22 protein-coding genes are annotated in these 22759 nt (G+C 57.8%); 11 read left to right on the top strand and 11 right to left on the bottom strand.

The window, feature by feature from the left end; translation table 11 throughout:
- The first annotated feature begins 39 nt into the window (after window positions 1–39).
- The 10 genes from ASD54_RS12555 to ASD54_RS12510 all read left to right on the top strand — a co-directional run bounded on the left by ASD54_RS12555 (window position 40) and on the right by ASD54_RS12510 (window position 10261).
- The gene (locus ASD54_RS12555) at window positions 40–363 is read left to right on the top strand and encodes an STAS domain-containing protein (protein ID WP_062554957.1); all 324 of its coding nucleotides are present in this window, start codon (window positions 40–42) and stop codon (window positions 361–363) included.
- Complete coding sequence (locus ASD54_RS12550; RefSeq protein ID WP_062554956.1) at window positions 363–731, top strand: response regulator; 369 nt, start codon at window positions 363–365, stop codon at window positions 729–731. Before ASD54_RS12555 ends, ASD54_RS12550 begins: the two co-directional genes overlap by 1 nt.
- Window positions 728–2743, top strand: a complete 2016-nt coding sequence (locus ASD54_RS12545) for a chemotaxis protein CheA (RefSeq protein WP_062554955.1) — start codon at window positions 728–730, stop codon at window positions 2741–2743. The genes ASD54_RS12550 and ASD54_RS12545 overlap by 4 nt, the downstream gene beginning before the upstream one ends.
- Window positions 2740–3255: a chemotaxis protein CheW gene (locus tag ASD54_RS12540; protein ID WP_062554954.1), complete on the top strand. Its 516-nt coding sequence runs from the start codon at window positions 2740–2742 to the stop codon at window positions 3253–3255. The genes ASD54_RS12545 and ASD54_RS12540 overlap by 4 nt, the downstream gene beginning before the upstream one ends.
- Before the next feature lie 20 nt (window positions 3256–3275).
- On the top strand, window positions 3276–4952 hold the full coding sequence (locus ASD54_RS12535) for a methyl-accepting chemotaxis protein (RefSeq protein ID WP_062554953.1): 1677 nt from the start codon (window positions 3276–3278) through the stop codon (window positions 4950–4952).
- A gap of 84 nt (window positions 4953–5036) precedes the next feature.
- Complete coding sequence (locus ASD54_RS12530; protein WP_062554952.1) at window positions 5037–6965, top strand: methyl-accepting chemotaxis protein; 1929 nt, start codon at window positions 5037–5039, stop codon at window positions 6963–6965.
- Between the two features lies 1 nt (window position 6966).
- Window positions 6967–7455 carry a chemotaxis protein CheW gene (locus tag ASD54_RS12525; protein ID WP_062554951.1) on the top strand — a complete coding sequence of 163 codons (489 nt, stop codon included), beginning with the start codon at window positions 6967–6969 and terminating at the stop codon, window positions 7453–7455.
- A gap of 12 nt (window positions 7456–7467) precedes the next feature.
- Entirely contained in the window at window positions 7468–8328 is an 861-nt protein-coding gene (locus ASD54_RS12520; protein WP_062554950.1) for a protein-glutamate O-methyltransferase CheR, read from the top strand.
- 3 nt (window positions 8329–8331) lie between these two features.
- Entirely contained in the window at window positions 8332–9417 is a 1086-nt protein-coding gene (locus ASD54_RS12515; protein ID WP_062554949.1) for a chemotaxis response regulator protein-glutamate methylesterase, read from the top strand.
- Between the two features lie 148 nt (window positions 9418–9565).
- Window positions 9566–10261, top strand: coding sequence for a ParA family protein (locus ASD54_RS12510; protein WP_062554948.1), 696 nt, complete (start codon window positions 9566–9568; stop codon window positions 10259–10261).
- Window positions 10262–10273: 12 nt separating this feature from the next.
- On the opposite strand, the gene ccoS is transcribed toward ASD54_RS12510, so the two are convergent.
- The 11 genes from ccoS to ASD54_RS12455 form a co-directional block, all read right to left on the bottom strand.
- Window positions 10274–10426, bottom strand: coding sequence for a cbb3-type cytochrome oxidase assembly protein CcoS (gene ccoS / locus ASD54_RS12505; RefSeq protein ID WP_062554947.1), 153 nt, complete (start codon window positions 10424–10426; stop codon window positions 10274–10276).
- The gene (locus ASD54_RS12500; protein WP_082547201.1) at window positions 10423–12729 is read right to left on the bottom strand and encodes a cation-translocating P-type ATPase; all 2307 of its coding nucleotides are present in this window, start codon (window positions 12727–12729) and stop codon (window positions 10423–10425) included. The genes ccoS and ASD54_RS12500 overlap by 4 nt, the downstream gene beginning before the upstream one ends.
- Window positions 12726–13220, bottom strand: a complete 495-nt coding sequence (locus tag ASD54_RS12495; RefSeq protein WP_062554946.1) for a FixH family protein — start codon at window positions 13218–13220, stop codon at window positions 12726–12728. The genes ASD54_RS12500 and ASD54_RS12495 overlap by 4 nt, the downstream gene beginning before the upstream one ends.
- Window positions 13217–14797, bottom strand: coding sequence for a cytochrome c oxidase accessory protein CcoG (gene ccoG / locus ASD54_RS12490; RefSeq protein WP_062554945.1), 1581 nt, complete (start codon window positions 14795–14797; stop codon window positions 13217–13219). The genes ASD54_RS12495 and ccoG overlap by 4 nt, the downstream gene beginning before the upstream one ends.
- 209 nt (window positions 14798–15006) lie before the next feature.
- Entirely contained in the window at window positions 15007–15870 is an 864-nt protein-coding gene (ccoP, locus tag ASD54_RS12485) for a cytochrome-c oxidase, cbb3-type subunit III (protein WP_062554944.1), read from the bottom strand.
- 2 nt (window positions 15871–15872) lie between these two features.
- The gene (locus ASD54_RS12480) at window positions 15873–16025 is read right to left on the bottom strand and encodes a CcoQ/FixQ family Cbb3-type cytochrome c oxidase assembly chaperone (protein ID WP_062554943.1); all 153 of its coding nucleotides are present in this window, start codon (window positions 16023–16025) and stop codon (window positions 15873–15875) included.
- Window positions 16026–16038: 13 nt separating this feature from the next.
- Window positions 16039–16770 (bottom strand): cytochrome-c oxidase, cbb3-type subunit II, encoded by a 732-nt coding sequence (ccoO, locus tag ASD54_RS12475; protein ID WP_062554942.1) that lies wholly within the window; start codon window positions 16768–16770, stop codon window positions 16039–16041.
- 12 nt (window positions 16771–16782) lie between these two features.
- Window positions 16783–18408, bottom strand: a complete 1626-nt coding sequence (gene ccoN, locus ASD54_RS12470; RefSeq protein WP_062554941.1) for a cytochrome-c oxidase, cbb3-type subunit I — start codon at window positions 18406–18408, stop codon at window positions 16783–16785.
- Between the two features lie 254 nt (window positions 18409–18662).
- Window positions 18663–19934, bottom strand: coding sequence for an APC family permease (locus ASD54_RS12465; protein WP_062554940.1), 1272 nt, complete (start codon window positions 19932–19934; stop codon window positions 18663–18665).
- Between the two features lie 110 nt (window positions 19935–20044).
- Window positions 20045–20740 carry a class I SAM-dependent methyltransferase gene (locus ASD54_RS12460; protein WP_062554939.1) on the bottom strand — a complete coding sequence of 232 codons (696 nt, stop codon included), beginning with the start codon at window positions 20738–20740 and terminating at the stop codon, window positions 20045–20047.
- Window positions 20741–20765: 25 nt separating this feature from the next.
- On the bottom strand, window positions 20766–21443 hold the full coding sequence (locus ASD54_RS12455; RefSeq protein WP_062554938.1) for a YqcI/YcgG family protein: 678 nt from the start codon (window positions 21441–21443) through the stop codon (window positions 20766–20768).
- 239 nt (window positions 21444–21682) lie between these two features.
- Between ASD54_RS12455 and ASD54_RS12450 the strand changes: the two genes are divergently transcribed.
- On the top strand, window positions 21683–22654 hold the full coding sequence (locus ASD54_RS12450; protein ID WP_062554937.1) for a helix-turn-helix domain-containing protein: 972 nt from the start codon (window positions 21683–21685) through the stop codon (window positions 22652–22654).
- Window positions 22655–22759 lie beyond the last annotated feature (105 nt).

Genomic DNA, 22759 nt, shown 5'->3' with positions numbered 1-22759 from the left:
CCAAAGTTGAATCACCGTTTAGCGACAGGTTAATTCGCGATGAGCAGCAATGAGACTGTGGCGGTCCTTTCCTGGGACGAAAGCCCTACGCTTCGCACCATATCTAACCATTGCGATGAGCTTCTATTAGCACTAACCCAGAAATCTGTGGTTGCTATAGATATAACTGATGACCAGCCTGTAGATCTCACCCTCATCCAACTTATAGAGTCGGCGCGCATCTATGCCTCGACCTCCGGCAAGAAGCTCACACTGCTGAAGCCGGCGTCAGGTCATGTGCGTGACGTGCTTGAGCGAGGCGGTTTCCTGCAAAACATATCTCCGGAAGATTCCAACTTCTGGCTGCATGATGGAGTTAAGTAATGACCGCCAAGATTCTGACTGTTGACGATTCTGCCAGTATCCGCCTTACCACACGCGTTGCGCTCACCAATGCGGGCTATGCCATCACGGAAGCCGTGGACGGTATGGATGGATTAAGCAAAATGCGAAGCGGTCAATTCGATCTGATCGTGACAGACCTGAACATGCCGCAGATGGATGGCCTGACCATGATCCGCGAGCTTCGCAAGCTCCCTGCCTATATGGGGGTCCCGGTCATTTTTCTCACGACTGAATCCGACAACGAACTGAAGAGCCAAGCCAAGGCCGCCGGTGCGACAGGCTGGCTGACCAAGCCCTTTGACCCGGAAAGCCTGGTCAAGATTGTCAAGAAGGTTCTCGGCAGATGAGTTTTCCCGATCCAATAGCGGTTTTCCGTACGGAAGCTGCGGAATTGCTTGAGCAGATCGAAACCGGTCTGCTGGATCTCAATCATGACCTGGCCAACAAGGACCAGGTCGACGCCGTCTTCCGTGGGCTGCACACGCTGAAGGGATCCGGCGCCATGTTCGGGTTCGAGGCGCTGGCGGCCTTCACCCATCACTGCGAAAGCGCCTTCGATCAGGTTCGCAAGGGTGTTGTTCCGGCCACGCACGACCTGGTCAGTGCCGTCCTCAATGCCACCGACCACATGCGCGCGCTCATAGAGGTTCCTGCCGGGGATCACGACGCGGCAAGCGAACATCTTCTATCCGCGCTGAGGCTGGCCGTTGAGCATGCTGGCAATCCTGACATGCAGGCGATCGCCAAGCCTGCGGCCGGCCCCGACCTGACCCATTACAGGCTTCACTTCAGCCTGCCTCGCAATGCGATGGTGAATGGCACAAATCCGCTTCCCTTGCTTGATGAGCTTCGTGAGCTCGGAGAGTGCACTATCGAAGTCGACAAACAGGAAATCCCGTCGCTCGACGATCTGAACCCGCGCGATCTCTACCTCTCCTGGACTGTCGATCTGAAAACCACACAGCCACGCTCTGCTATCGACGACGTCTTCATTTTCGTCATGGATGAAATGCAGCTCAGCCTCGAAATTGTAGGCGAGCGTCGGAAGACTATCGCTGCGCCGATCGAACAGGCACAGCCACCACAGACCAAGGAAATCGAGATCGCCAGCGCCCCTGCCCGTCAGGACAGTGCGGTGCCTGCGAAATCTGCTCCGCAGCAACAGGACGCGAAGCAGGCAAAATCGAACGAGAACGTGCGTGTCCCGGCGGAGCGACTTGACGAGTTGATGGACCGGGTCGGCGAACTGGTTATTGCACAGTCTCGCCTTAGCCAGTTGGCTGGCTCCAGCGGCGACCTGCAACTGCGCGCCGTGTCGGAGGACGTCGAGCGGCTTTCCGGCGAATTGCGTGACACGATGATGGTCCTGCGCATGGTTCCGGTTGCGCATCTCTTCAGCCGCTTCCGCCGTCTGGTCCATGATCTTGCCATCGAGACCGGCAAGACCATTGAACTGATCACCGAAGGCGAGACGACCGAGGTGGACAAGAGCGTCGTCGAACGTCTCGCGGACCCTCTGGTTCATCTTGTTCGAAACTCCTGCGACCATGGGCTGGAAACGCCGGAAGAACGCAGAGCCGCCGGAAAGGACCCTGTCGGTCACATTTACCTCTCCGCGCGCCAGGCGGCGGGCGAAGTCATCATCACCATCAAGGATGATGGGCGCGGCATCAATCGCGAGCGTGTGCGAGCCAAGGCGGAAGCGTCCGGGATCATCGCTCCCAACGCGGTCTTGGCAGATCAGGATCTTCTACAGCTCATCTTCCAACCGGGCTTCTCGACAGCACAGCAGGTGACAAACCTGTCCGGCCGTGGTGTCGGCATGGACGTGGTCAAGCGGACGATTGACGCTCTGCGTGGCTCGATCGACGTGATGAGCCACAACGGCACCGGATCGGAAATCTCGCTCGCCATTCCGCTGACGCTTGCAATCATCGATGGGCTATTGGTGCGGGTTGGCGCCGGTCGCTACGTGATACCGCTCTCCGCCGTGGAGGAATGCCTGGAACTTTCGCCGGAAGAGGACATGCGTTCTCGCGGACGCAGCTTCATCTCGCTGCGCGACAGCCTGGTTCCCTTCATCCGCCTGCGGGATCTCTTCCATACGAACACGACGCCAGATCCCTTCCAGAAGGTCGTGGTGATCTCGACCGGCTCGGAACGTGTCGGTCTCGTGGTGGACCAGATCATCGGCGACCACCAGACCGTGATCAAAAGCATGTCCAAACTGCACCATGACGTCGCGACCTTCTCCGGTGCAACCATCCTTGGCGATGGCGGGGTCGCCCTTATCCTCGACGTCGGCCATCTGGTCGCGGCGGGGCAGCATCAGGAGGCGCAATTGCGCGCAGCAGGATGAGCGAACCGGCACGAAAACTTCCCGAAAGCCTCTGGGGAAATGCAGAAGAACTGGAGGTTCTGACCTTCGATATCGCTGGCGAAATGTTCGCCCTGGAAGCGATCAAGGTTCAGGAAATACTCGATCTTGTACCAGAAACCAGTGTGCCTGGCGCCAAGGCCTTCGTTGCGAGCGTCATCAACTTTCGCGGAAAGGTCATTCCGCTTGCAGACATTCGTCTGGCCTTCGGCATGGAGGCCACACGCACAACGATCGACAGCCGGATCATCGTCATCCAGCTGGATATAGAAGGGGAGCCGACCTTGGTCGGCATCCGTACGGATAAGGTGAATGAAGTCACCACCTTGATGAAATCCGCGGGTGAACCGCCTCCGAGCGTCGGCATGCGCTGGCGTCCTGATTTCATCGACTGCCTCGTCAGACGCGGCGGGGAATTCATCATCATACCGAACCTTCACACCATATTCTCGGCTCAGCGTGAACGCATCGGCGGATCACCGACCCAGGCCTGAGGCGATAGGGAAACAATACAATGCGCGCCACAATCAAACTCAAACTGGGCATTGCATTCGGCTTTGTCATCACAATGCTCGTTTCGGTTGCCGTTCTCGGCGTATCGAGTCTTGGAGAACTGAACTCAACACTCCAGACCGTGGTTGAAGGTCCGGCAGCCCGCCTCAACCTCGCGCAGAACATGAATAATGCTCAGCTGCAACAACTGCGCCAGCAGAAGAACATGCTTCTTGTGACGGATGCCAAGGCTATCGAAACAGCCACGACAATTCGTGATGGCTACCGCAAGGAATTCGACCAGAACTTCCAGGCCGTTCTGCTTCTCGCGACAGAACAGGGAAAAGTTCTCTGGAATAAATTGAGCGCGCTTGAAACGGAATATCGCAAGCAGGACGACCAGATCCGCACGCTGGTGCTGGCGGGTGACACGCAGACAGCCCTGAAGATTTCCCTCAATGAAAACCGCGCAACCGTCAACGAAATCGACAAGCTTCTGACCGAAGTCGTCGAACTGGAGACGAGCCGTCTGAAGGATGCGAAGGTGCAAGCTGGTGCGGACTATGCCCAGACCCGCCTCATTCTCCTCGGCGTCGCTGGTGCGGCTCTCCTGATCGCTGTCATTGCTGCTGTCTGGATCGCGATGTCCATCAACAGCGGTCTTCGGAACGCCGTCAACGCAGTGCAGAACGTAGCAGACGGTGATCTGACTAAGCTTGCAAATGTGACGACCCGCGATGAGATCGGCGATCTTCTCGGCTACGTGAATACGATGATCGAGCGCCTCCGGAGCGTCGTGGGCGACGCGCTCTCTGCCTCCGATAACGTCTCCAGCGGTAGCCAGGAACTTTCTGCCAGCTCGGAACAGCTGAGCCAGGGCGCGACTGAGCAGGCTTCTGCTGCCGAGCAGGCCTCCGCCTCAATGGAAGAGATGGCCGCCAACATCAAGCAGAATGCCGACAATGCGGCCCAGACGGAAAAGATCGCCCGCCAGTCCTCGCGCGATGCAGAAGCGTCCGGCCAGGCCGTAAACAAGGCGGTCGGTGCGATGCGCACGATTGCGGAAAAGATCTCCATCGTTCAGGAAATCGCCCGACAGACAGACCTGCTTGCCCTGAACGCTGCCGTCGAGGCTGCGCGTGCCGGGGAACATGGCAAGGGCTTTGCTGTCGTCGCCTCCGAAGTACGCAAGCTCGCAGAACGCTCGCAGGCTGCGGCGGCTGAAATCTCCGCCCTCTCCGGTGACACCGTGCAGGTTGCGACGGAAGCAGGCGAGATGTTGAACCGGCTGGTACCAGACATCCAGAAGACGGCGGAACTTGTTTCCGAAATCTCTGCCGCTTGCCGTGAACAGGATATCGGTGCAAGCCAGATCAACGACGCGATCCAGCAGTTGGACAAGGTGACACAGCAGAACGCAGGGGCATCGGAAGAGATGTCGGCGACCTCGGAAGAACTCGCCGCACAGGCCGAGGAATTACAGGCCTCCATCGCCTTCTTCCGGGTCGAGGCTTCCGGTGGGCACCGGACAGCTCCCGTATCGTCGGCGAGTGCCAAGACAAAACGTGCCCCCTCCAAAGCCGCGCCGCAACGTCGCCCTGACAACAGCGTGGCTGGTCAGCAGTCCCGCGTCAAAGGGTTCGCGCTGGATATGGGCGGACCCGATGATGAAGACGCACACTTTCGTCAGAGCGCCTAGGCGCTCTGACTTCCAAACCTACATCTCGCCCGTTCTGGGGAACCGGGTCGTTTAAGCTTTCTTCGCTCACGGGGATTCAGTGTGATGCGCCTGACTATCAAGACAAAACTGACGGCTACATTTGCCTTTCTATTGGGTTTGATGTTGATCACGGGCGGATATGGTCTCTACGCCCTTGATGACTCCGCAAAGACACTCCATCACGTCCTCCAGGGGCCGGTGGCGCGTCAGGCCAATGCCCTGACCATGTCAAAAGATCAGGCTCAGATCGCGCGTGCGCAATTGAGCCTGATCGAAGCTCAGACGGCAGCGGAAACGTCTCCCTTGATCGCAGAAAGTGACGCAAGTCGTAAAGCACTCATCGAATCAGCCCAGTGGGCGGCCGATGCTGCGGAAACCGAGGCCGGCAAGAAGGCCTATGCGGACATCGTAAAACTGGCGGGGGACATCGGCAGGATCGATGACCAGATTCGGGCGCATATTCGGGCCGGTGATCGCCAGGCTGCCCTCGCTCTAATGCAAGGTCAGAGTTCTCCCCTCATGTCGCAAATCGAAACCCTGCTGCAAGGTCGGCTCGCGACCAACCGCAGTCAGATGCAGCAGGCGGAAGAGCATGCAATCGAAAGCAAGACGCTCGCTCTCACAATCGTAACATCCGGACTTATCATCGCCCTGCTCGTTGGTTCCGTAACCGCGTTCGTCATTCTTCGCGGAATTCGAGGCGGGCTGGCTGCAATACAATCTGCGGCCAGCGCGGTCGCTGTTGGAGACCTGAACCAGCAGATCCAGGTCAAGACCAATGATGAAGTCAAGGACGTCATCGACACCGTCAACCAGATGACTGCGAATCTGCGTCAGACAGCCTCCATTGCCGATCAGATCGCCGAAGGTGACATCAGTGTTACCGTGAAACGGCTGTCCGACAAAGACACGCTCGGCATCGCCATGGAGCGTATGGTGGGCTATCTGCATAGAACGGCAGCGATTGCCCAGGACATTGCAGAAGGCGATCTGACGACCGATGTGCGCCGCAAGTCCGACGAGGACACTCTGGGAATCTCGTTGGAGAAGATGGTGGAGCGCCTTCGCACAATCGTGGGCGATGCACTGTCTGCATCAGACAACGTGTCCAGCGGCAGTCAGGAACTATCGGCTGGTTCGGAACAATTGAGCCAGGGCGCGACCGAGCAGGCCTCCGCTGCCGAGCAGGCCTCTGCCTCAATGGAAGAGATGGCCGCCAACATCAAGCAGAATGCCGACAATGCGGCTCAGACGGAGAAGATTGCCCGCCAGTCTTCGCGCGATGCTGAAGCGTCCGGCCAGGCCGTGAACAAGGCGGTCCTCGCGATGCGCACGATTGCCGAGAAAATTTCCATCGTACAGGAAATCGCACGGCAGACGGATCTGCTTGCCCTCAATGCCGCGGTCGAGGCTGCGCGTGCCGGGGAGCATGGCAAGGGCTTTGCCGTCGTCGCCTCCGAAGTACGCAAGCTCGCAGAACGCTCGCAGGCTGCAGCCGCCGAAATCTCCGCCCTCTCTGGCGCCACTGTCCAGGTTGCGACGGAAGCAGGTGAGATGCTGAACCGGCTCGTGCCAGATATCCAGAAGACAGCGGAACTTGTTGCAGAAATCTCAGCCGCCTGCCGCGAACAAGATATTGGTGCAAGCCAGATCAACGAAGCGATCCAGCAACTCGACAAGGTCATTCAACAAAATGCCGGGGCATCGGAAGAGATGTCGGCGACCTCGGAAGAACTCGCCGCACAGGCCGAGGAATTACAGGCGTCCATCGCCTTCTTCCGGGTCGAACGCTCCGGTGGTTCTCGACCGGTCGTCGCGCCGCAGCAGGCAGCAAAGCCGAAGCCATCAGCCAAGCGTCCGGCCACCAAGACTGCCTCGTCGGCTCGCTCATCGGACAACAGCGTGGCGGGCCAACAATCCCGCGTGAAGGGCTTCGCGCTCGACATGGGTGGACCCGATGACGAGGATCACGACTTTCAGAGGATTGCCTGATATGGCGCAGAAAACCGAAGCGCAGTTCGTAACCTTCAGTCTCGGCGAAGAAATCTTCGCCGTGCCTGTTGAAGTCGTCCGAGAAATCCTTGATCACGAGGATGCGTTCAAAATCCCCCATGGCCCTGACTATCTTCTGGGGCTCCGGGACGTGCGAGGTCAGGGTGTGCCCGTCATCGACCTTCGCGTTCGGCTCGGGATGACACCAACCGTCAAGACGTCCCATACACGTATCCTGGTTCTGGATGTTCCCGTCGAGAATCGCGTTCTCGCCCTCGGGCTGGTCGCGGACCGTGTTTACGAAGTCGTGCCATTCCTGCGAGATCAGATCGAAGAAGCGCCTGATATCGGGATTCAGTGGCGCTCCGACTATATTTCCGGCGTCGTGCGCCGCAATGGCGGCTTCGTTGTCATCATCGATCTTGCCCGGTTGTTCTCCGATAGCGGCAGCGCACTGGCGACTGCCACGCGCATGCAGCACGTAGCGTAACGGAGTTCTTACGTGAGCTTAGCAGCCAGGCAGGTTTCCCAGTCTCCGGATGACCGTTTAAGCAGGCGGAATTTCGATCGTCTGGCGAAGTTCATCTACAAATATAGCGGCATCAAGATGCCCGTTACCAAGGCGACCATGCTGGAGGGCCGGCTTCGAAAGCGCCTGCGCGTGTGCAATATCGCCACGTTCGACGACTATTGCGATTTTCTCTTCGACCATAACGGGCTGGAAAGAGAAGCAATCTTCCTCATCGACGCGGTGACGACCAACAAGACTGACTTCTTTCGTGAGCCAAAGCATTTCGAGTATCTCATCGACACGGCCCTGCCGGATCTCTTGAGAGATGTTCCGGGAAAGCTGAGGGTCTGGAGTGCTGCCTGCTCGATCGGTGCCGAGCCGTATACGCTGGCCATGGTGCTTTCCGAAGCACTCGGATCACGTGACCCGAACCTGGATTACCAGATCATCGCCACCGATCTTTCCACGGAAGTGCTGGAGACAGCCCGGAAAGCGATCTATCCGGTGGGCATGGTTGATCCCGTACCCCATCATCTTCGACGGAAATACGTGCTGGATCATGTCGACCGGGACAGAGGAGAAGTCCGGATCGACGTATCGCTCCGTCGCAAGGTTGGCTTTGGACGTTTGAACCTGATGGATGAAGCCTATCCCGTCCGGGATTTGCAGCACATCATCTTCTGCCGGAATGTGCTGATCTATTTCGACAAGTCTACGCAAAAGCACGTCCTCTCCAACCTTTGCGATTGCTTAATTCCAGGGGGTTATCTTTTTATCGGCCACTCCGAATCCGCCACAGGGCTCGATCTGCCGATCAAGCAGGTCGCGAACACCATCTTCAAGCGAATCTGACTGATGAAGAAAAAGATCCGAGTTCTGATCGTCGACGACTCCGCCAGCATCCGGCAGACACTCACCAAGATCCTGTCCGAAGATGATGAAATCGAGGTGATCGGTGCGGCTACCGATCCGTTCATGGCAGCACGAAAAATCCGAGATGAGATCCCGGATGTCATCACGCTTGATGTGGAGATGCCGCAGATGGACGGGATCACCTTCCTGCGCAAGCTGATGTCCCAGCATCCGATCCCGGTGGTCATGTGCTCCTCGCTGACCGAACAGGGCTCGGAGACCCTGATGCAGGCTCTGGAGGCAGGCGCAGTCGACATCATCCTGAAACCAAAGATCGGCGCAGCCGATCAACTTGCCGAAAGCGCCGAGCGCGTCCGAACCGCCGTCAAGGGCGCCGCCCGGGCCCGGATGAACAAACTGAAGCGTTTCCGGAGCGAGGCTCCCAGCCCGGTCCAGGAAAAGCTGACTGCCGATGCAATCCTTCCACCGCCCACCGGGGGGGCGATGGCAAAAACGACCGAGATGGTCGTGTGCGTCGGTGCCTCCACCGGCGGCACGGAGGCGCTGCGCGAAATGCTGGAAACCTTACCTGCCAACGCGCCCGGCATCATCATCGTGCAGCATATGCCAGAGAAATTTACCGCGGCTTTCGCTAAGCGCCTCAACGGTTTATGCGAAGTCGAGGTGAAGGAAGCAGAGGATGGCGATCCGGTTCTGCGGGGTCATGTACTGATTGCACCCGGCGACAAGCACATGCTGCTTGAGCGTCGTGGCGCACGTTACCATGTTTCTGTACGTACCGGTCCGCTTGTCAGCCGCCACCGACCATCCGTCGATGTTCTGTTTCGCTCCGCCGCCCGCGCCGCCGGCGCCAATGCCATGGGCGTGATCATGACCGGCATGGGAGACGATGGTGCCCGGGGAATGGAGGAAATGCATCAAGCGGGTGCCTTTACGCTCGCCCAGGACGAGGCATCATCCGTCGTATTCGGCATGCCAAAGGAAGCTATCGCGCGCGGCGGCGTTGACCGTATCGTGTCGCTTCAACAGATCGCACAGGAGATCATGGCAGCAGACCGGCGCCGGTGAAATCTGGCTGCACGGACTGGATCAAACCGCAATTGTTTTAGTTGTTCATATACCGTTGATTAACCATGAAGACCGACAATGCAATCACACGATGAGCGTGCAGCAGCCGAGCGATGCAGCCTCATGATTTCATTGATCAGGATAGACCATGTCCGTTATCACCTTTGCCAACACCAAGGGCGGCGCCGGTAAGACAACCGCCGTACTTTTGCTCGCAACAGAACTGGCACAGATGGGCCACCGGGTGACGGTTCTGGATGCCGATCCGCAGTACTGGATGTCGCGCTGGTACGATCTATCGCAGCCCATCGCCCGCCTCAATGTCATCCCCTATGTCACGCAATCCTCGATCGACCGCCATCTGCAGGAAGCCCGGAAGAAATCGGACTATGTTCTGATCGATCTTCCCGGTGCACGCAGCCCGCTTCTTGCCAAGGCAATCGGGCTTTCCGATCATGTGCTGATACCAATCCAAGGGTGTGCGATGGATGCGCAGGGCGGCGCACATGTTCTTGAGTTGCTGCAATACCTCGATGACAAGCTCGGACTGAAGGTGCCCCATTCCGTGATCCTCACCCGGGTCAATTCGATGGTAACGACGCGTGCACTCCTGGCCGTCAAAGGGCTGCTGGCCCAGAAGAATGTTGACGTTCTCAACGTTCCGATCATCGAGCGGTCGGCTTTCCGCGACGTCTTCGATTGCGGCGGCACACTTCACACCATGGATCTTGGTCGGGTCAGCAATCTGGACAAGGCACGTGAAAACGCTCGCCTCTATGCCGAGGATGTCATGCGGCGTGTTGCACGCACCCAACAGGCGGCAAAGTCACGCAACGCCGCCTGAATGGTTCGAAAATCAGGATTTCGGCCCGTCGTCGTCTTCCAGCACCCGCCAGGCCGCGCCATCCAGATCATCATACTGGCCGCTCTTCAGCGACCAGAGGAACGCTGCAAGACCCAATCCACCCAAAGCCAGAGCGACCGGGATAAGATAAATCAGCATGTTCATGCTGCATGCACCTCTCTGGTTTGGCTCGTCGTCATCACAGCCTGCCGAGGAGCCGAATTAGCCCGTGATCTGACGATTCCATTGAGACGCAGAGCATTAGCCACAACGATCAGCGATGATGTGGACATTGCTATCGAGGCAATAAGCGGTGTTGCATAACCGGCAATGGCGATCGGAACGGCAATGACGTTATAGCCAATTGCCAAGGCGAAGTTTTCTCGAATGAGGCGACCGGCTTGCTTCGAGATGCTGATCGCCGTCGGTACCGCATCCAGCCCCTCGTGCATGAAAACGAAGTCGGCGGCTTGCCTTCCAACGTCAGCTGCGGTTGCAGGTGCCATTGACACGTAGGCTGTCCTGAGAGCTGGCGCATCGTTGATGCCGTCACCGACCATCAGCGTTTTTGTGCCGGTTTGTGTGAGTTCTGCGAGGGTTTCGCACTTGTCACGCGGCGTCAGTTCAGCCCGCCAGGCGTCAATGTCCAGATGATCGGCCACCCGAGCCACAGCGCTTTCCCGATCACCGGACAAAAGCATCAGTTCGTGATCGTGCTGCTTCAGAGCCTCGATTGCCTCGCGCGCATTGGAACGAAGCATATCCTCAAACAGGAATGTCGCGAGTTCCTGTCCTTCCAGCGACAGGACAACCTCTGAGAATCCTCCTGTGTCAATCTCGGGAGAGGCAGGCGAGGCAAATGTACGACGGCCCAGTCGGTAGGTCCCGTCCGGCGTTTCTGCTTGGATCCCCTGCCCCGCCAGTTCCTCGACACCGTCAAAAGCCAGAACAGGCCCAACATGACTAGCGTGGATCGCTTGCGAGAGGGGATGTCGCGAATGGACGGCCAGCGATGCTGCCATTGCCACGTGTGCGGGTTTTCCTCGACTCGAAACGAGGCGTGGCTTGCCCAGGGTCAGTGTTCCCGTCTTGTCGAAGACAATCGTTTCGACCTCGGCGAGACGCTCCATTGCCGAACCGTCCTTCACCATGATCCCGTGTTTGAAAAGACGTCCGGCCGCGACCACCTGAACCACAGGCACAGCAAGGCCGAGCGCACAGGGGCAGGTGATGATCAGAACGGCAATGGCGATCAGCAGCGCCTGTTTCCAGTCACCACCGAAAATGCCCCAGCCCAGAAAGGTTGCAAGCGCCAGAACATGCACGCAAGGGGCATAGATCTGGGCAGCACGATCGGCAATGCGCCGGTAATGTGCCTTGCCACCTTCAGCTGCTTCCATGAGCCCGATGATCTCGGACAAGAACGATTGGCGCGCTGACGCCGTCGCCTCGATCACGAGAGCGCCTGTCAAGTTCATGGTGCCCGCCTGGACGCTGGCACCGGGGCCAACCGGGCACGGATCAGACTCGCCGTTGACGATGGAGCGGTCGACATCGCTGCTGCCCTGTTTGATAATCCCGTCGACTGGCAATCGATCACCGGCAGAGATTGCGATGCGATCGCCCGGCTTCACTTCATCAAGCGGACGATATTCACGCGAGCCGTCCTGCTGAATGACCATGGCGCCCCGCGGAGACAGACGTGCAAGGCCGACGATGGCGGAGCGGGCACGATCACGCATGATATGATCGAGAGTGCGGCCGATCAGCAGAAAAAACAGGAGCGAGGCGGTTGCGTCAAACCATGCATGTTCGCCATGATTGATCGTTTCCCACAGGGAGACAGCATAGGACAAGGATATTGCCAGCGCGATCGGCACGTCCATGTTCGTGCGTCCGTGCCGGAGCGCAGCCCAGGCTGACTGATAGAAGAAGCGTCCCCCGTAGATCAGCGCGGGTGCTGCGATGAAGGCCGAGATCCAGTGAAACAGATCACGCGTCGCCGCCTCTGCTCCAGACCAGACAGAGACGGAAAGCAACATGATGTTGGCCGCGGCAAAGCCTGTGACTGCAACACCGCGGAGAAGCTGGGACCTGATCTCATCGTCTCCCTCGAGCTCTGCGGAGAAGAGGTGAGATTCGTAACCGGTTCGCTTCCAGATGGCCGCCGGGAAGGATCGCGGATCCGTTTCTTGCCCGGCTACTTCGGCGGTCGCAGTCCAGACAATCGAAACCCGCCGCGTTGAAAGATTGACGCGCGCCCTGCGAACGCCTGGAACGTCACGCAAGGCCTGTTCTACCGCTGTGATGCAGGCACCGCAGTGGACGCCCGGAACGCTGAGATCCAGTTGACGGAAGCCATCGCCGACATCCCGGCTTGCCAGCCTCAGTTCTTCGGAAGAGGGAAATGTGTGTGAGGCGCCAGCCAGTTCAAGCGCGGCCTCGGTACCGGGCGCGCAGCAGCTCATCTTGCCTCTCCCATGACGGCAATCCGCTGCGAATGGTGGAGGATGCGGCTTCCATCTTTCAGGGCACTGATATCAACGATCCAGTGGCCCGCCTGTACGGTTCGTTCCACAGCGTATACACCTCTGCCCAATGGCTGAAGTGTCTCTCTGAAATCCTGATGGTCGCCCACGGGCCTCTTGAAGATCGCAAAGACCTCATCTGCAAAGACCGGCTGGCCTTTGGCATCGGTGATCAGGATCTCGATCTTCGAGGGTGTGACAGAGAGTACATCTGTTATGCCTGACGCATTCAGCTGTTTTGCTTCATTGACCTTCGCGTTGAACTGCTGGCTCGCGACATAGGTGTTTTCGACGACGAGCCCGCTCCATGAATGGACGGCCTGATAGGCCATGTAGAAGTTCACCGATATGATCGTACCGAAAAAGAGTCCGATCACTCCCAGCATATGCCAGCCTGTAAAGGTGAAGCTGCCTGCATCGCGCGTTGTCATTTGCTGGCTCCCGGGGTGTTGAAGTTTGCGTGGTAAATATCCGTCTCGCCGCTGGCGCGGTCTTCCAGGACGAAGTTGAAGCCTTCTCTCGGATCAAAGATCGCCTTCTTGGGCAAAGTGACGAAGACCTTGAGTGGCGTTGCCTTGTCCGGATCCAGCGGAATGGCGAAGACGCGGTCCGCATAATCGGTCGAGATTTCGGGGATCTTCATTTCCGCGCCCGGCAATCCCTGTAGCGACAGAAATACCGTGCGGCGCTCTGGGATCATATTCAGGAGGCGCACCGTGTAGCCGTTGCGGATCGAACCGTCCGATTCGAGAACAAATTGGGGGTTGCGGTCATGGAGGACGTTGATCTCCAGCCGATCGCGGCTGAGCAAGGCGACCAGCAGGGCAAGTCCTACCGCACTCCAGACCCCCATATAGAGAAGCGTGCGAAGACGAAGCAGGATCTTCCAGTCGAAGTGCCGGATCTGATCGACAAAGCTTCCGTCGGACTTGCGTACACGGTTCGGATCGATGCTCGAGCGCCCGCCATCAGTCGCCAGCGCCATGTTGGACTGATATTCATTCAATGTGGCATAGGCGATCAAACCACGTTCACGTCCGAGCTTGTCCATCACGTTGTCGCAGGCATCGATGCACAGAGCGCAGGTGATACATTCGAATTGCTGGCCATCGCGAATATCGATACCCATGGGACAGACGGCGACGCAGGCGTTGCAATCGACGCAATCGCCAACGGCTCGCTCTTCCGCGACCGCCTTCTTCGCGCTCTTGCCGCGCGGCTCGCCCCGCCAGTCATTATAGGTCACGACCAGCGAATTATCATCCAGCATGGCCCCCTGGATGCGGGGCCAGGGACACATGTAGATGCAGACCTGCTCGCGCATCAGCCCGCCCAGCACATAGGTCGTGGCTGTAAGGATCGCGACTGTGGAATAAGCGACGAAAGCTGCATGGCCGGTGACGAAATCAAAGGCCAGCGAAGGTGCATCGGCGAAATAGAAGATCCAGGCGCCGCCTGTTGCAATGGCAATGAGAAGCCATGCCGCATGCTTGACAGTGCGCTTGGCCAGCTTTTGCGCGCTCCAGGGTGACGCATCCAGTTTCATGCGTGCGTTCCGGTCGCCTTCGACAAAGCGTTCGACAGCCAGAAAGAGATCGACCCACACCGTTTGCGGACAGGCATAGCCGCACCAGGCGCGACCGACCGCAGACGTCACGAGAAAAAGGCCAAAGCCTGCCATGACCAGCAGACCGGCAACGAAGAAAAACTCCTGCGGCCAGATCTCGATCATGAAGAAATAGAAGCGACGATTGGCCAGATCCACCAGCACCGCCTGATCAGGGGCGAAGGGCCCTCTGTCCCACCGGATCCAGGGCGTCAGATAATAGATCCCCAACGTGATCAGCATGACCAGCCATTTGAAGCGCCGGAAGCGACCTTTGATTTCCTTGGGAAAAATCTTCTTTTGGGCTTCGTAGAGCGGCTCGTGAGGCGGCGGCGCAGCGGGGCGCTTCTCGTCCTCTGTCTTCTTCCGGTCTTTGGTGGATGGGGCTGTGTAAAGGTTCATGGCAAGGATCCAGTATGATCTCCCAGCCTTTTCGCACCGGATGCGACAGCATACCTTGATATAGGTCAAGAATGGATCCGCCGCGCCGCGATGTCGCACCGCTATGGACACCAAAGCCCGTTCGGCAAAACGAAAGAAGCCGCCTCTTGTCGAAGAGACGGCTCTTAATTCAGGACGGGTGTTAAACTCAGGTTTCGTCCGGGAGATCGTTACTCGCCGCCACCGAGCGAATGAATGTAGACTGCCAGTTCCTTCACAGTCGTATCGCCGAGGCGCGCCGTCCAGGCTGGCATGACGCCATGTTTGGGCTGGCGAATCTGGGCGATGATCTGCTCCTCACCCCTGACCTTCAGCCAGATGGCATCGGCAAGGTTCGGGGCTCCGAATTCGCGGTTACCCTTGGCATCCTGGCCGTGGCAGGAAGCGCAATTGTCTGCGAACAGCTGCTTGCCGCGTTCAACGAGTGCGGCATTGTGCGGTTTTTCGGTCAGGCTCACGACATAAGCCGCCACCTGCTTGATCTCATCCGGCTTCAGAATATCGCCAAAGGCCGGCATTTCCGATGTACGGGTTTCGGCATCATCCTGGAAGCGGATGCCGTGCGAGATCGTCTGATGGATCTGCTCGATGTTTCCACCCCACAGCCAGTCGTCATCGTTGAGGTTCGGATAGCCAGCTCCACCGGCCGCACCCGAGCCATGGCACTGGACGCAGTTGACCTTGAAGGCCGCGGCACCTGCGGATGTTGCAAATTTGGCCAGCTGGGGATCTGCCAAAATCTCCTGCACGGACGAGTCTGCGATCTTCTGCAGCATTTCGCCCTGCGCCTCTTTCGCAGCGACGATTTCAGCTGCAACTTCGGCCCGGCTGGAATAGCCCCATATTCCCGGCGTCGCGCTGGTGAGCAAAGGCCAGGCCGGATACAGGATCATGTAGACGATAGCCCAGACAATCGTGCCGTAGAAGAACCAGAGCCACCAGCGTGGCAACGGATTGTTCAGCTCGCGGATGCCGTCCCACTCATGGCCGGTGGTTTCGACGCCGCTGATCTCATCGATATGTTTGTCTGCCATGATCAATCCTCCTTCAGAGGGATGCTTGCGGCGTCTTGAGCCGAGCGCTTTGCGCCTGGGCGCAGAACGAACAGGACCGAGCCGACAAAAAACAGAGCCATCGCCAGGAGACCCCAGCTATCGGCGAAGTGGCGCATTGCCGTGTAGACTTCCATGGATCAGCCCTCCTCAACGATAACCAGTGGCGTCGTCATAGGTCGTGAAATCGACCAACGTGCCGAGCATCTGGAGATAGGCAACCAGAGCATCCATTTCGGTAAGCTGAGCCGGGTTGCCGTCGAAATCGCCAACCTTGGCTTTTGGATAGCGAGCCAGAAGACCCGCCGTATCGGCGTTCGGATCAGCCTGCGCTGCAAGGTCTGCCTTGGCGTTCTCCAGCATTTCCGCACTGTAGGGCACACCGACCAGGCTGTTGGCCTTTAGATCCATCGTGACATCCGTCACCTTCAGCGGGGTTTCCTTCAGGAAGGCATAGCCGGGCATGACCGATTCCGGCACAACATCGCGCGGACGGGTGAGGTGCTGGACGTGCCATTCGTTGGAATAACGATCACCGACGCGTGCAAGATCCGGACCGGTTCGCTTGGAGCCCCACTGGAAGGGGTGATCATACATGCTTTCCGCAGCAAGCGAGTAATGGCCATAGCGCTCGACCTCATCGCGGAAGGGACGGATCATCTGGCTGTGACAGACATAGCAACCTTCCCGGATGTAGATATTGCGTCCCGCCAGTTCGAGCGGCGAGTAGGGACGCATTCCCTCCACCTTCTCGATCGTGTTCTGCAGATAGAAGAGCGGTGCGATTTCAACGATACCGCCAATCGAGACGACGAGAAGCGAGCCGACCAGAAGCAGGGTCGCATTGCGCTCGATAAACTGGTGTTTCTCCATAATGGACATGGGATCCACTCCTTATTCGGCAGGCTGGAGGGCGGCCGGGATAGCACCCGGTACGTTTTCACGCCGCTCGTAACCCAGGATGGTCATGGTGATATTGAAGGCCATGATCAGCGAACCAGCCAGATACATGAGGCCACCAACGGCACGCAGCACATAGTAGGGGAACATGGCGGCCACGGTTTCCGCGAAGGAATAGACCAGGAAGCCCTGATTATCGTATTCGCGCCACATCAGGCCCTGCTGCACACCGGCAACCCACATCACGGCGGCGTAGACAACGATGCCGAGGGTGGCCAGCCAGAAGTGCCAGTTGACCATGGCCAGACTGTAGAGGCGGTTACGGTTCCACAGCTTCGGCACGAGGAAGTAGACGGCGCCGAAGGAAATCATACCGACCCAGCCAAGGGCGCCCGAGTGAACGTGACCGATGGTCCATTCCGTATAGTGGCTGAGCGAGTTGACGGCCTTGATGGACATCATCGGGCCTTCGAAGGTCGACATGCCATAGAAGGCAATCGCGATGACCATCATGCGGATGATCGGGTCCGTGCGGATCTTGTCCCAAGCGCCGGACAGCGTCATCAGACCGTTGATCATGCCGCCCCATGATGGCATCCACAGCATGATCGAGAAGACCATTCCCAGCGTTTGCGCCCAATCCGGCAGTGCGGTGTAGTGCAGATGGTGTGGGCCGGCCCAGATGTACATGAAGATCAGAGCCCAGAAGTGGATGATCGACAGGCGGTAGGAATAGACCGGACGACCGGCCTGCTTCGGCACGAAGTAGTACATCATGCCCAGGAAGCCTGCTGTCAGGAAGAAGCCCACGGCATTATGGCCGTACCACCACTGCGTCAGCGCATCCTGAACACCGGAGAAAACCGAGTAGCTCTTTACACCCAGGAACGAGACGGGGATCGCCAGATTGTTGACGACATGCAGGAGCGCGATCGTGACGATGAAGGCAAGGTAGAACCAGTTTGCCACATAGATATGCGGCTCCTTGCGCATCAGGATCGTGCCGAGGAAAGCGACCAGATAGGCGACCCAGACAACCGTCAGCCAAAGATCGACATACCATTCAGGTTCTGCATATTCGCGGCCCTGTGTGATGCCGAGCAGATAACCAGTAGCGGCCATGACGATGAAGAGTTGATAGCCCCAGAAGACGAACCAACCCAAACCATCACCACCGAACAAGCGTGCACGCGATGTTCGCTGGACCACGTAGAACGAGGTGCACAGCAGCGCATTACCACCAAAGGCAAAGATGACGGCAGATGTGTGCAACGGACGCATGCGCCCGAAGTTGAACCAAGGTCCGAAGTTGAGATCGGGGAATGCCAGTTGCAAGGCAACGACCACGCCGACCAGAAAGCCGACGACACCCCAGAAGGTCGTGGCGATCGCACCGTATTTCACCACTTCATCGAAGTAGCCGGAATGATCGGAAGCCTGCGCCACCTTCTTAACGGGAGCGAAGTTGACCCGCCGAAGCAGAATGATTGTGAATGCCGTCAGGGTGAAAAAGAGCACCCACATATGCGCGGCGAAAAGACTGTCGTTAGCAAAGCCAGCCCCCAGGAGGGCCACGAAGGCCCCCAGGGTCAGCGCCACGACGGGTATGGTATTGTTCATCGGAACATCCCCCAGAGACGTCAATTGCAGGATCCGCACCGGTTGGACCGACGAACCCCTTCGCTTGGGAGAAATCACATTATCGGGAGAAGAGAGCCTTGATCTGAATCAACAGAGATTTTCGAAGTGCACGTCCAAGCTCAAATAATCGTAACGAGACACGCTCGATCACGTCTTGCTCTCCGCTCAGCAGCCTGCCACTCCAGTTCATGGAGCAGCAGGCTGCTGGTCCGGGAGGAAAGACGCCTGTTGGATCAGCTTGCGAGCGCGGCAGGTCGCAGCCGCCGACGCTGTTCCAACTGATGGCCCGCAAGGATCAGCGCGAGCGGGACCAGCAATGTCCAACCGAAGCCAGCAACCAGGAAAAGGCTCGAAGCGACGGCAAGCAGAGCGATCAACCTTGCGACCAAGCTGCGATTGAGCCGAACATAGCAGAGGATGACAGCCAGATAGATGACGATGAAGTTCTGGTTTGCCAGCATCAATCCATCTGTGATGGAGAACAGACCGAGGTGAAGCGCTGTACAGATGCATATATAGGCCACCAGCATGAACGCGAGCGAGCGTCTCGGCATACCATTTTCTGCGAGATGACCCAGAAATGACGGCAAGATATGGGCGCGCCCCGCGGAATAGATCAGACGACTGGCGGCAAATACCCAGGCGTTCACATTGGCCAGCACCACAAGAACGATGAGTGGATAGGCGACAATTGCAAGCGGGCTTCCATCCAGCAATCCCAGAAGCCCGGCAACGCCGTGGATGTTCAATCCCGATGCTTCGGCCCCTGTAGCAACGACAGCAAGAGCCGCATAGATTGCCGTCACCAGAACAAACCCGACCGCAAAGATCGTCTTGATCGCTTTCGTGCCGCCGGACACTTCTTCCGTCCCGAAACTCAAGTTCTCCCATCCCAGAAACGCCCAGAAAAGCACAGCGGCGGCAGTCCAGAGCGAGGAGATTGGGACATCGGGGAGAGACAGCGCGTAGTGCCGATAGGCTGTCGTTCCTTTTGCCAGCAAATCAGGCTGGCTGATGACAATGAGCAGGACGAGCAATACGAGCGAAAGCGCTGATGCGATGTTGATCCAGGATGCGGGTCGCAAACCAAAGAAGTTCACCACGGTCGAGACGGAGAGAACGCCGATCGCCAACCAGATGACCGAGCTTTCCGGCAGTCCGAATATCTTCTGCAGATAGATGCACCCCATGTATGTCCCAATCGGAATACACAGCATGAAGGTTATCGAAAATATAAGGGAAACGGCCGTTTCCGCCCAGTCGCCCAGCGCCATCGCTGCATAGCGGGCAACACCGCCGGAACTCTGGACGCGCAATGAGAGGCTGAGAAAGATGACGACGAGCGGAAGAGAGATCAGCATGGTCAGCGGCCAGGCCAATGCGGCTGCCGCGCCTCCGCCTGCCTCTATTGCCAGGCCGGGAAGGCCAAGCAATCCGGAGCCGATGATGGTGCATATGGCGAGGACGACGCCCTGTGGAACCGACATCGATTTCTTGAGTGACATGGCAATTCTCCACCCGGTCTTTTGCAGTTCTCCCGGGCCGGGCGACGACTGGCATGAAAGCACAATCGAACTGCCCGGACCCGCTCACCCGTTTTCCACGCGCTGCTGTTTCATATCTCTGCTGTAACAGTACGACGCAGCCGGCCGCTTACCGTCAGGTAACGGTCCTCCAGAGCCTCGACCTGCAGGCCTTCCAGACCTGCAGCATCCAGTTGCGCCCGGACTTCCTGGCAGGTGTAGGAACTTTTCAGGGAGCTGAGATAGTGATCCTGAACCACCCTCGATTCCTGTCCCACGTGCAGTTCTACAAGTCGGCGCGCCTCTTCCTCGTTAGCAGGCCGCCGCAGGTCTCGGACGAAGATATGACAGCCGTCGACCGCAAGACGACCGATCTCACGCCAGAATTGATCCGCATCGGCGACATGGTGCAACACGCTATTGCTCAGAATGACGTCGAAGAAGCCGTCTTCAAAACCAAGACTGCGGCCGTTGGTCAAAATCCAGTTGATGCCCTGGTGATGCGATGCAAGTCTCGTTTGTGCCGCGTCGCGGGCAATCGTCAACATCCGCGCCGAGATATCAGCACCGAAGAGCGTCCAGTTCGGCGCATGATTGCGCAATCGAAGCAGTACGTCTCCCGGACCACAGCCGATATCGAGCGCCCGCACCGACCGTCTGTCGACCGTAAAGACGATCTCTCTCGCCAGCGCCTCATGCGGAACACTGTAGTCCGCCAGCGCGTAGCAAAATTCCTCCTCTTCCGTCATGTATTCCGGCTCTGGAATACGAAATGCCAAACCTGCCATTACTGCCCCCCTTTCACCCCATCATTCAACGAAATTTCAACGGGCATCTCATGGGAGGCGCCTCATTGTTGTCTGGAAGCATGTATTGCGGCCATTCGAGATCGCCGGCCTGATAGTGACCGAGAAGCGGGCTATGCGAGATCCGATCATACAGATCGATGTTTTTCCTGATCTTTTCGCGCACTGCGTAGCCGCGCTTGTGAGCACCGGCGACCACGTCAAAGCGTTCTCGCGGGTTGATGACCAGCACCATGGCGTCACAGAGGTTGCGGCTTAGCCGATTGACGTTTTGGGGATGGCTCACATTGATGAAGAGCTGCTGGCCGTCGAAGCACATCGACCAATATTCCTGTTCAGGCTTCGTCGGCGTTCCGTTCACCCACGGAACTTGATCGTTATCGATAAGATACTGGAGCGCTTCGACGAAGATCCGTTCGTAGTCTTTCGTGGTCGAAAGGTGCTCCATCGGCTGGAACAGAACTAATAACGGGCGAGCGGTGTTGACTGAACCGTCCCACTGGGACTCCGCCTTGAGATAGGCTTTCAATCCCTCAAAAAGCACTTCGAACCGGTAGGTTCCGAGATCGCTCTGAAAGGGGATGGGAAGGCAAAGGATGTTGCCTCGTTGATGCGCGTTTTGCGCGAATACACAAGGGAACTCCGGTCCATCCTTGAGCTCGAAGCGAGAGGAAATCTGCTGCATCAGATGACCTGACCAATTCAGATCTGCAGCACTGGGTGCGCCTAGTGATTGAATATGAGAAGATAATAAAATCATATAATTACCCTTTGAGATCGGGCGTAACTGATGCCGTTATCGGCCATCGGTCACGCTTGCCCGTCGGGGTGCAAACTTCACATTTGTGGTAAGATGTTCACAACGGTCGGATGTGACAGTATTGCCGAAAATCGTGCCAAATTGCCCTGCAAGGATAGTGAGCGATGGATTCCAAATCTCTGCCGCGTGTTGCGATCCTCGCCTATGACGGCGTCAACATCTTTGAGCTTGGAGCGGCGCTCGAAATATTTTCTCTGAGCAACGCTTTTCAGCCTTGCTACGAGGTTCTTGTCTGCGCCGCACGAGAAGGGGGCAGGATCTCGGCTGGACCGGTGAGCCTTGATGTCGAGGCGGGTCCTTCAGCGCTTCTCAATGCCCATACCGTTATTGTGCCTGGCTGGCTCGACGTGGATACTCCGCTGCCTCGTGCGGCCATTCATGCCATCCAGAGTGTCAGCACCAGAGGAGCAAGGATCGTTTCCATCTGCTCTGGCGTCTTTCTTCTGGCGGAGGCTGGAATCATGGATGGACGGCGGGCAGCAGTCCACTGGTCGCAGGCGCGGCTTCTTGCCGAACGATTTCCGCGCATACAGGTGGATTCGAAAGTTCTTTATGTCGATGACGGGGACGTGATGAGTTCAGCCGGGCGAGCCGCTGGCCTTGATCTTTGCCTCCATATCATTCGAAAGGATCAAGGCGGCAGGATCGCCCGGGCCGTGGCGCAGCGCATGGTCATTCCGGCGCATCGAGATGGTGATCAGAGTCAATACATCCCTGCGTCGGCTCAGACGCAAGTAGATGGCCTTGCCGACCTCTGCGCATGGATGGGACGAAATCTGCAGAAAAGGATTTCAGTCAATGACATGGCCGCAAAGGCCCTGATGAGCCGCCGCACATTCATTCGCCGCTTCGAGGCGGCAACCGGCACCGCACCAGCGGAATGGCTTATACAGCAGAGGCTGGCGCGTGCTCGTGAGCTGCTTGAAGAAACCGTCATGCCCTTGGAACACATAGCGCTGGTTGTCGGCTTCGGGACGATCGATACCTTCCGCCATCACTTCCAGCGACAGTTTCATACGTCTCCGGCGGCCTATCGACGCCGTTTTCGCTCCGACTCGGATTGCTCGGGTGCCTGACGTCTCCGATCAATAGGGGACCATGGGCAAAGAAAAAAGGAAACCGGGAGACAAAGACGAAAAAAGCCCACGACTGCGAGCTTTTCGACTGGTCGGAGTGGAGTG

This window comes from Rhizobium sp. Root149, assembly GCF_001427345.1.
Classification (GTDB): Bacteria; Pseudomonadota; Alphaproteobacteria; order Rhizobiales; family Rhizobiaceae; genus Neorhizobium; species Neorhizobium rhizoryzae.
This window is presented reverse-complemented; position numbering and strand designations above follow the sequence as displayed.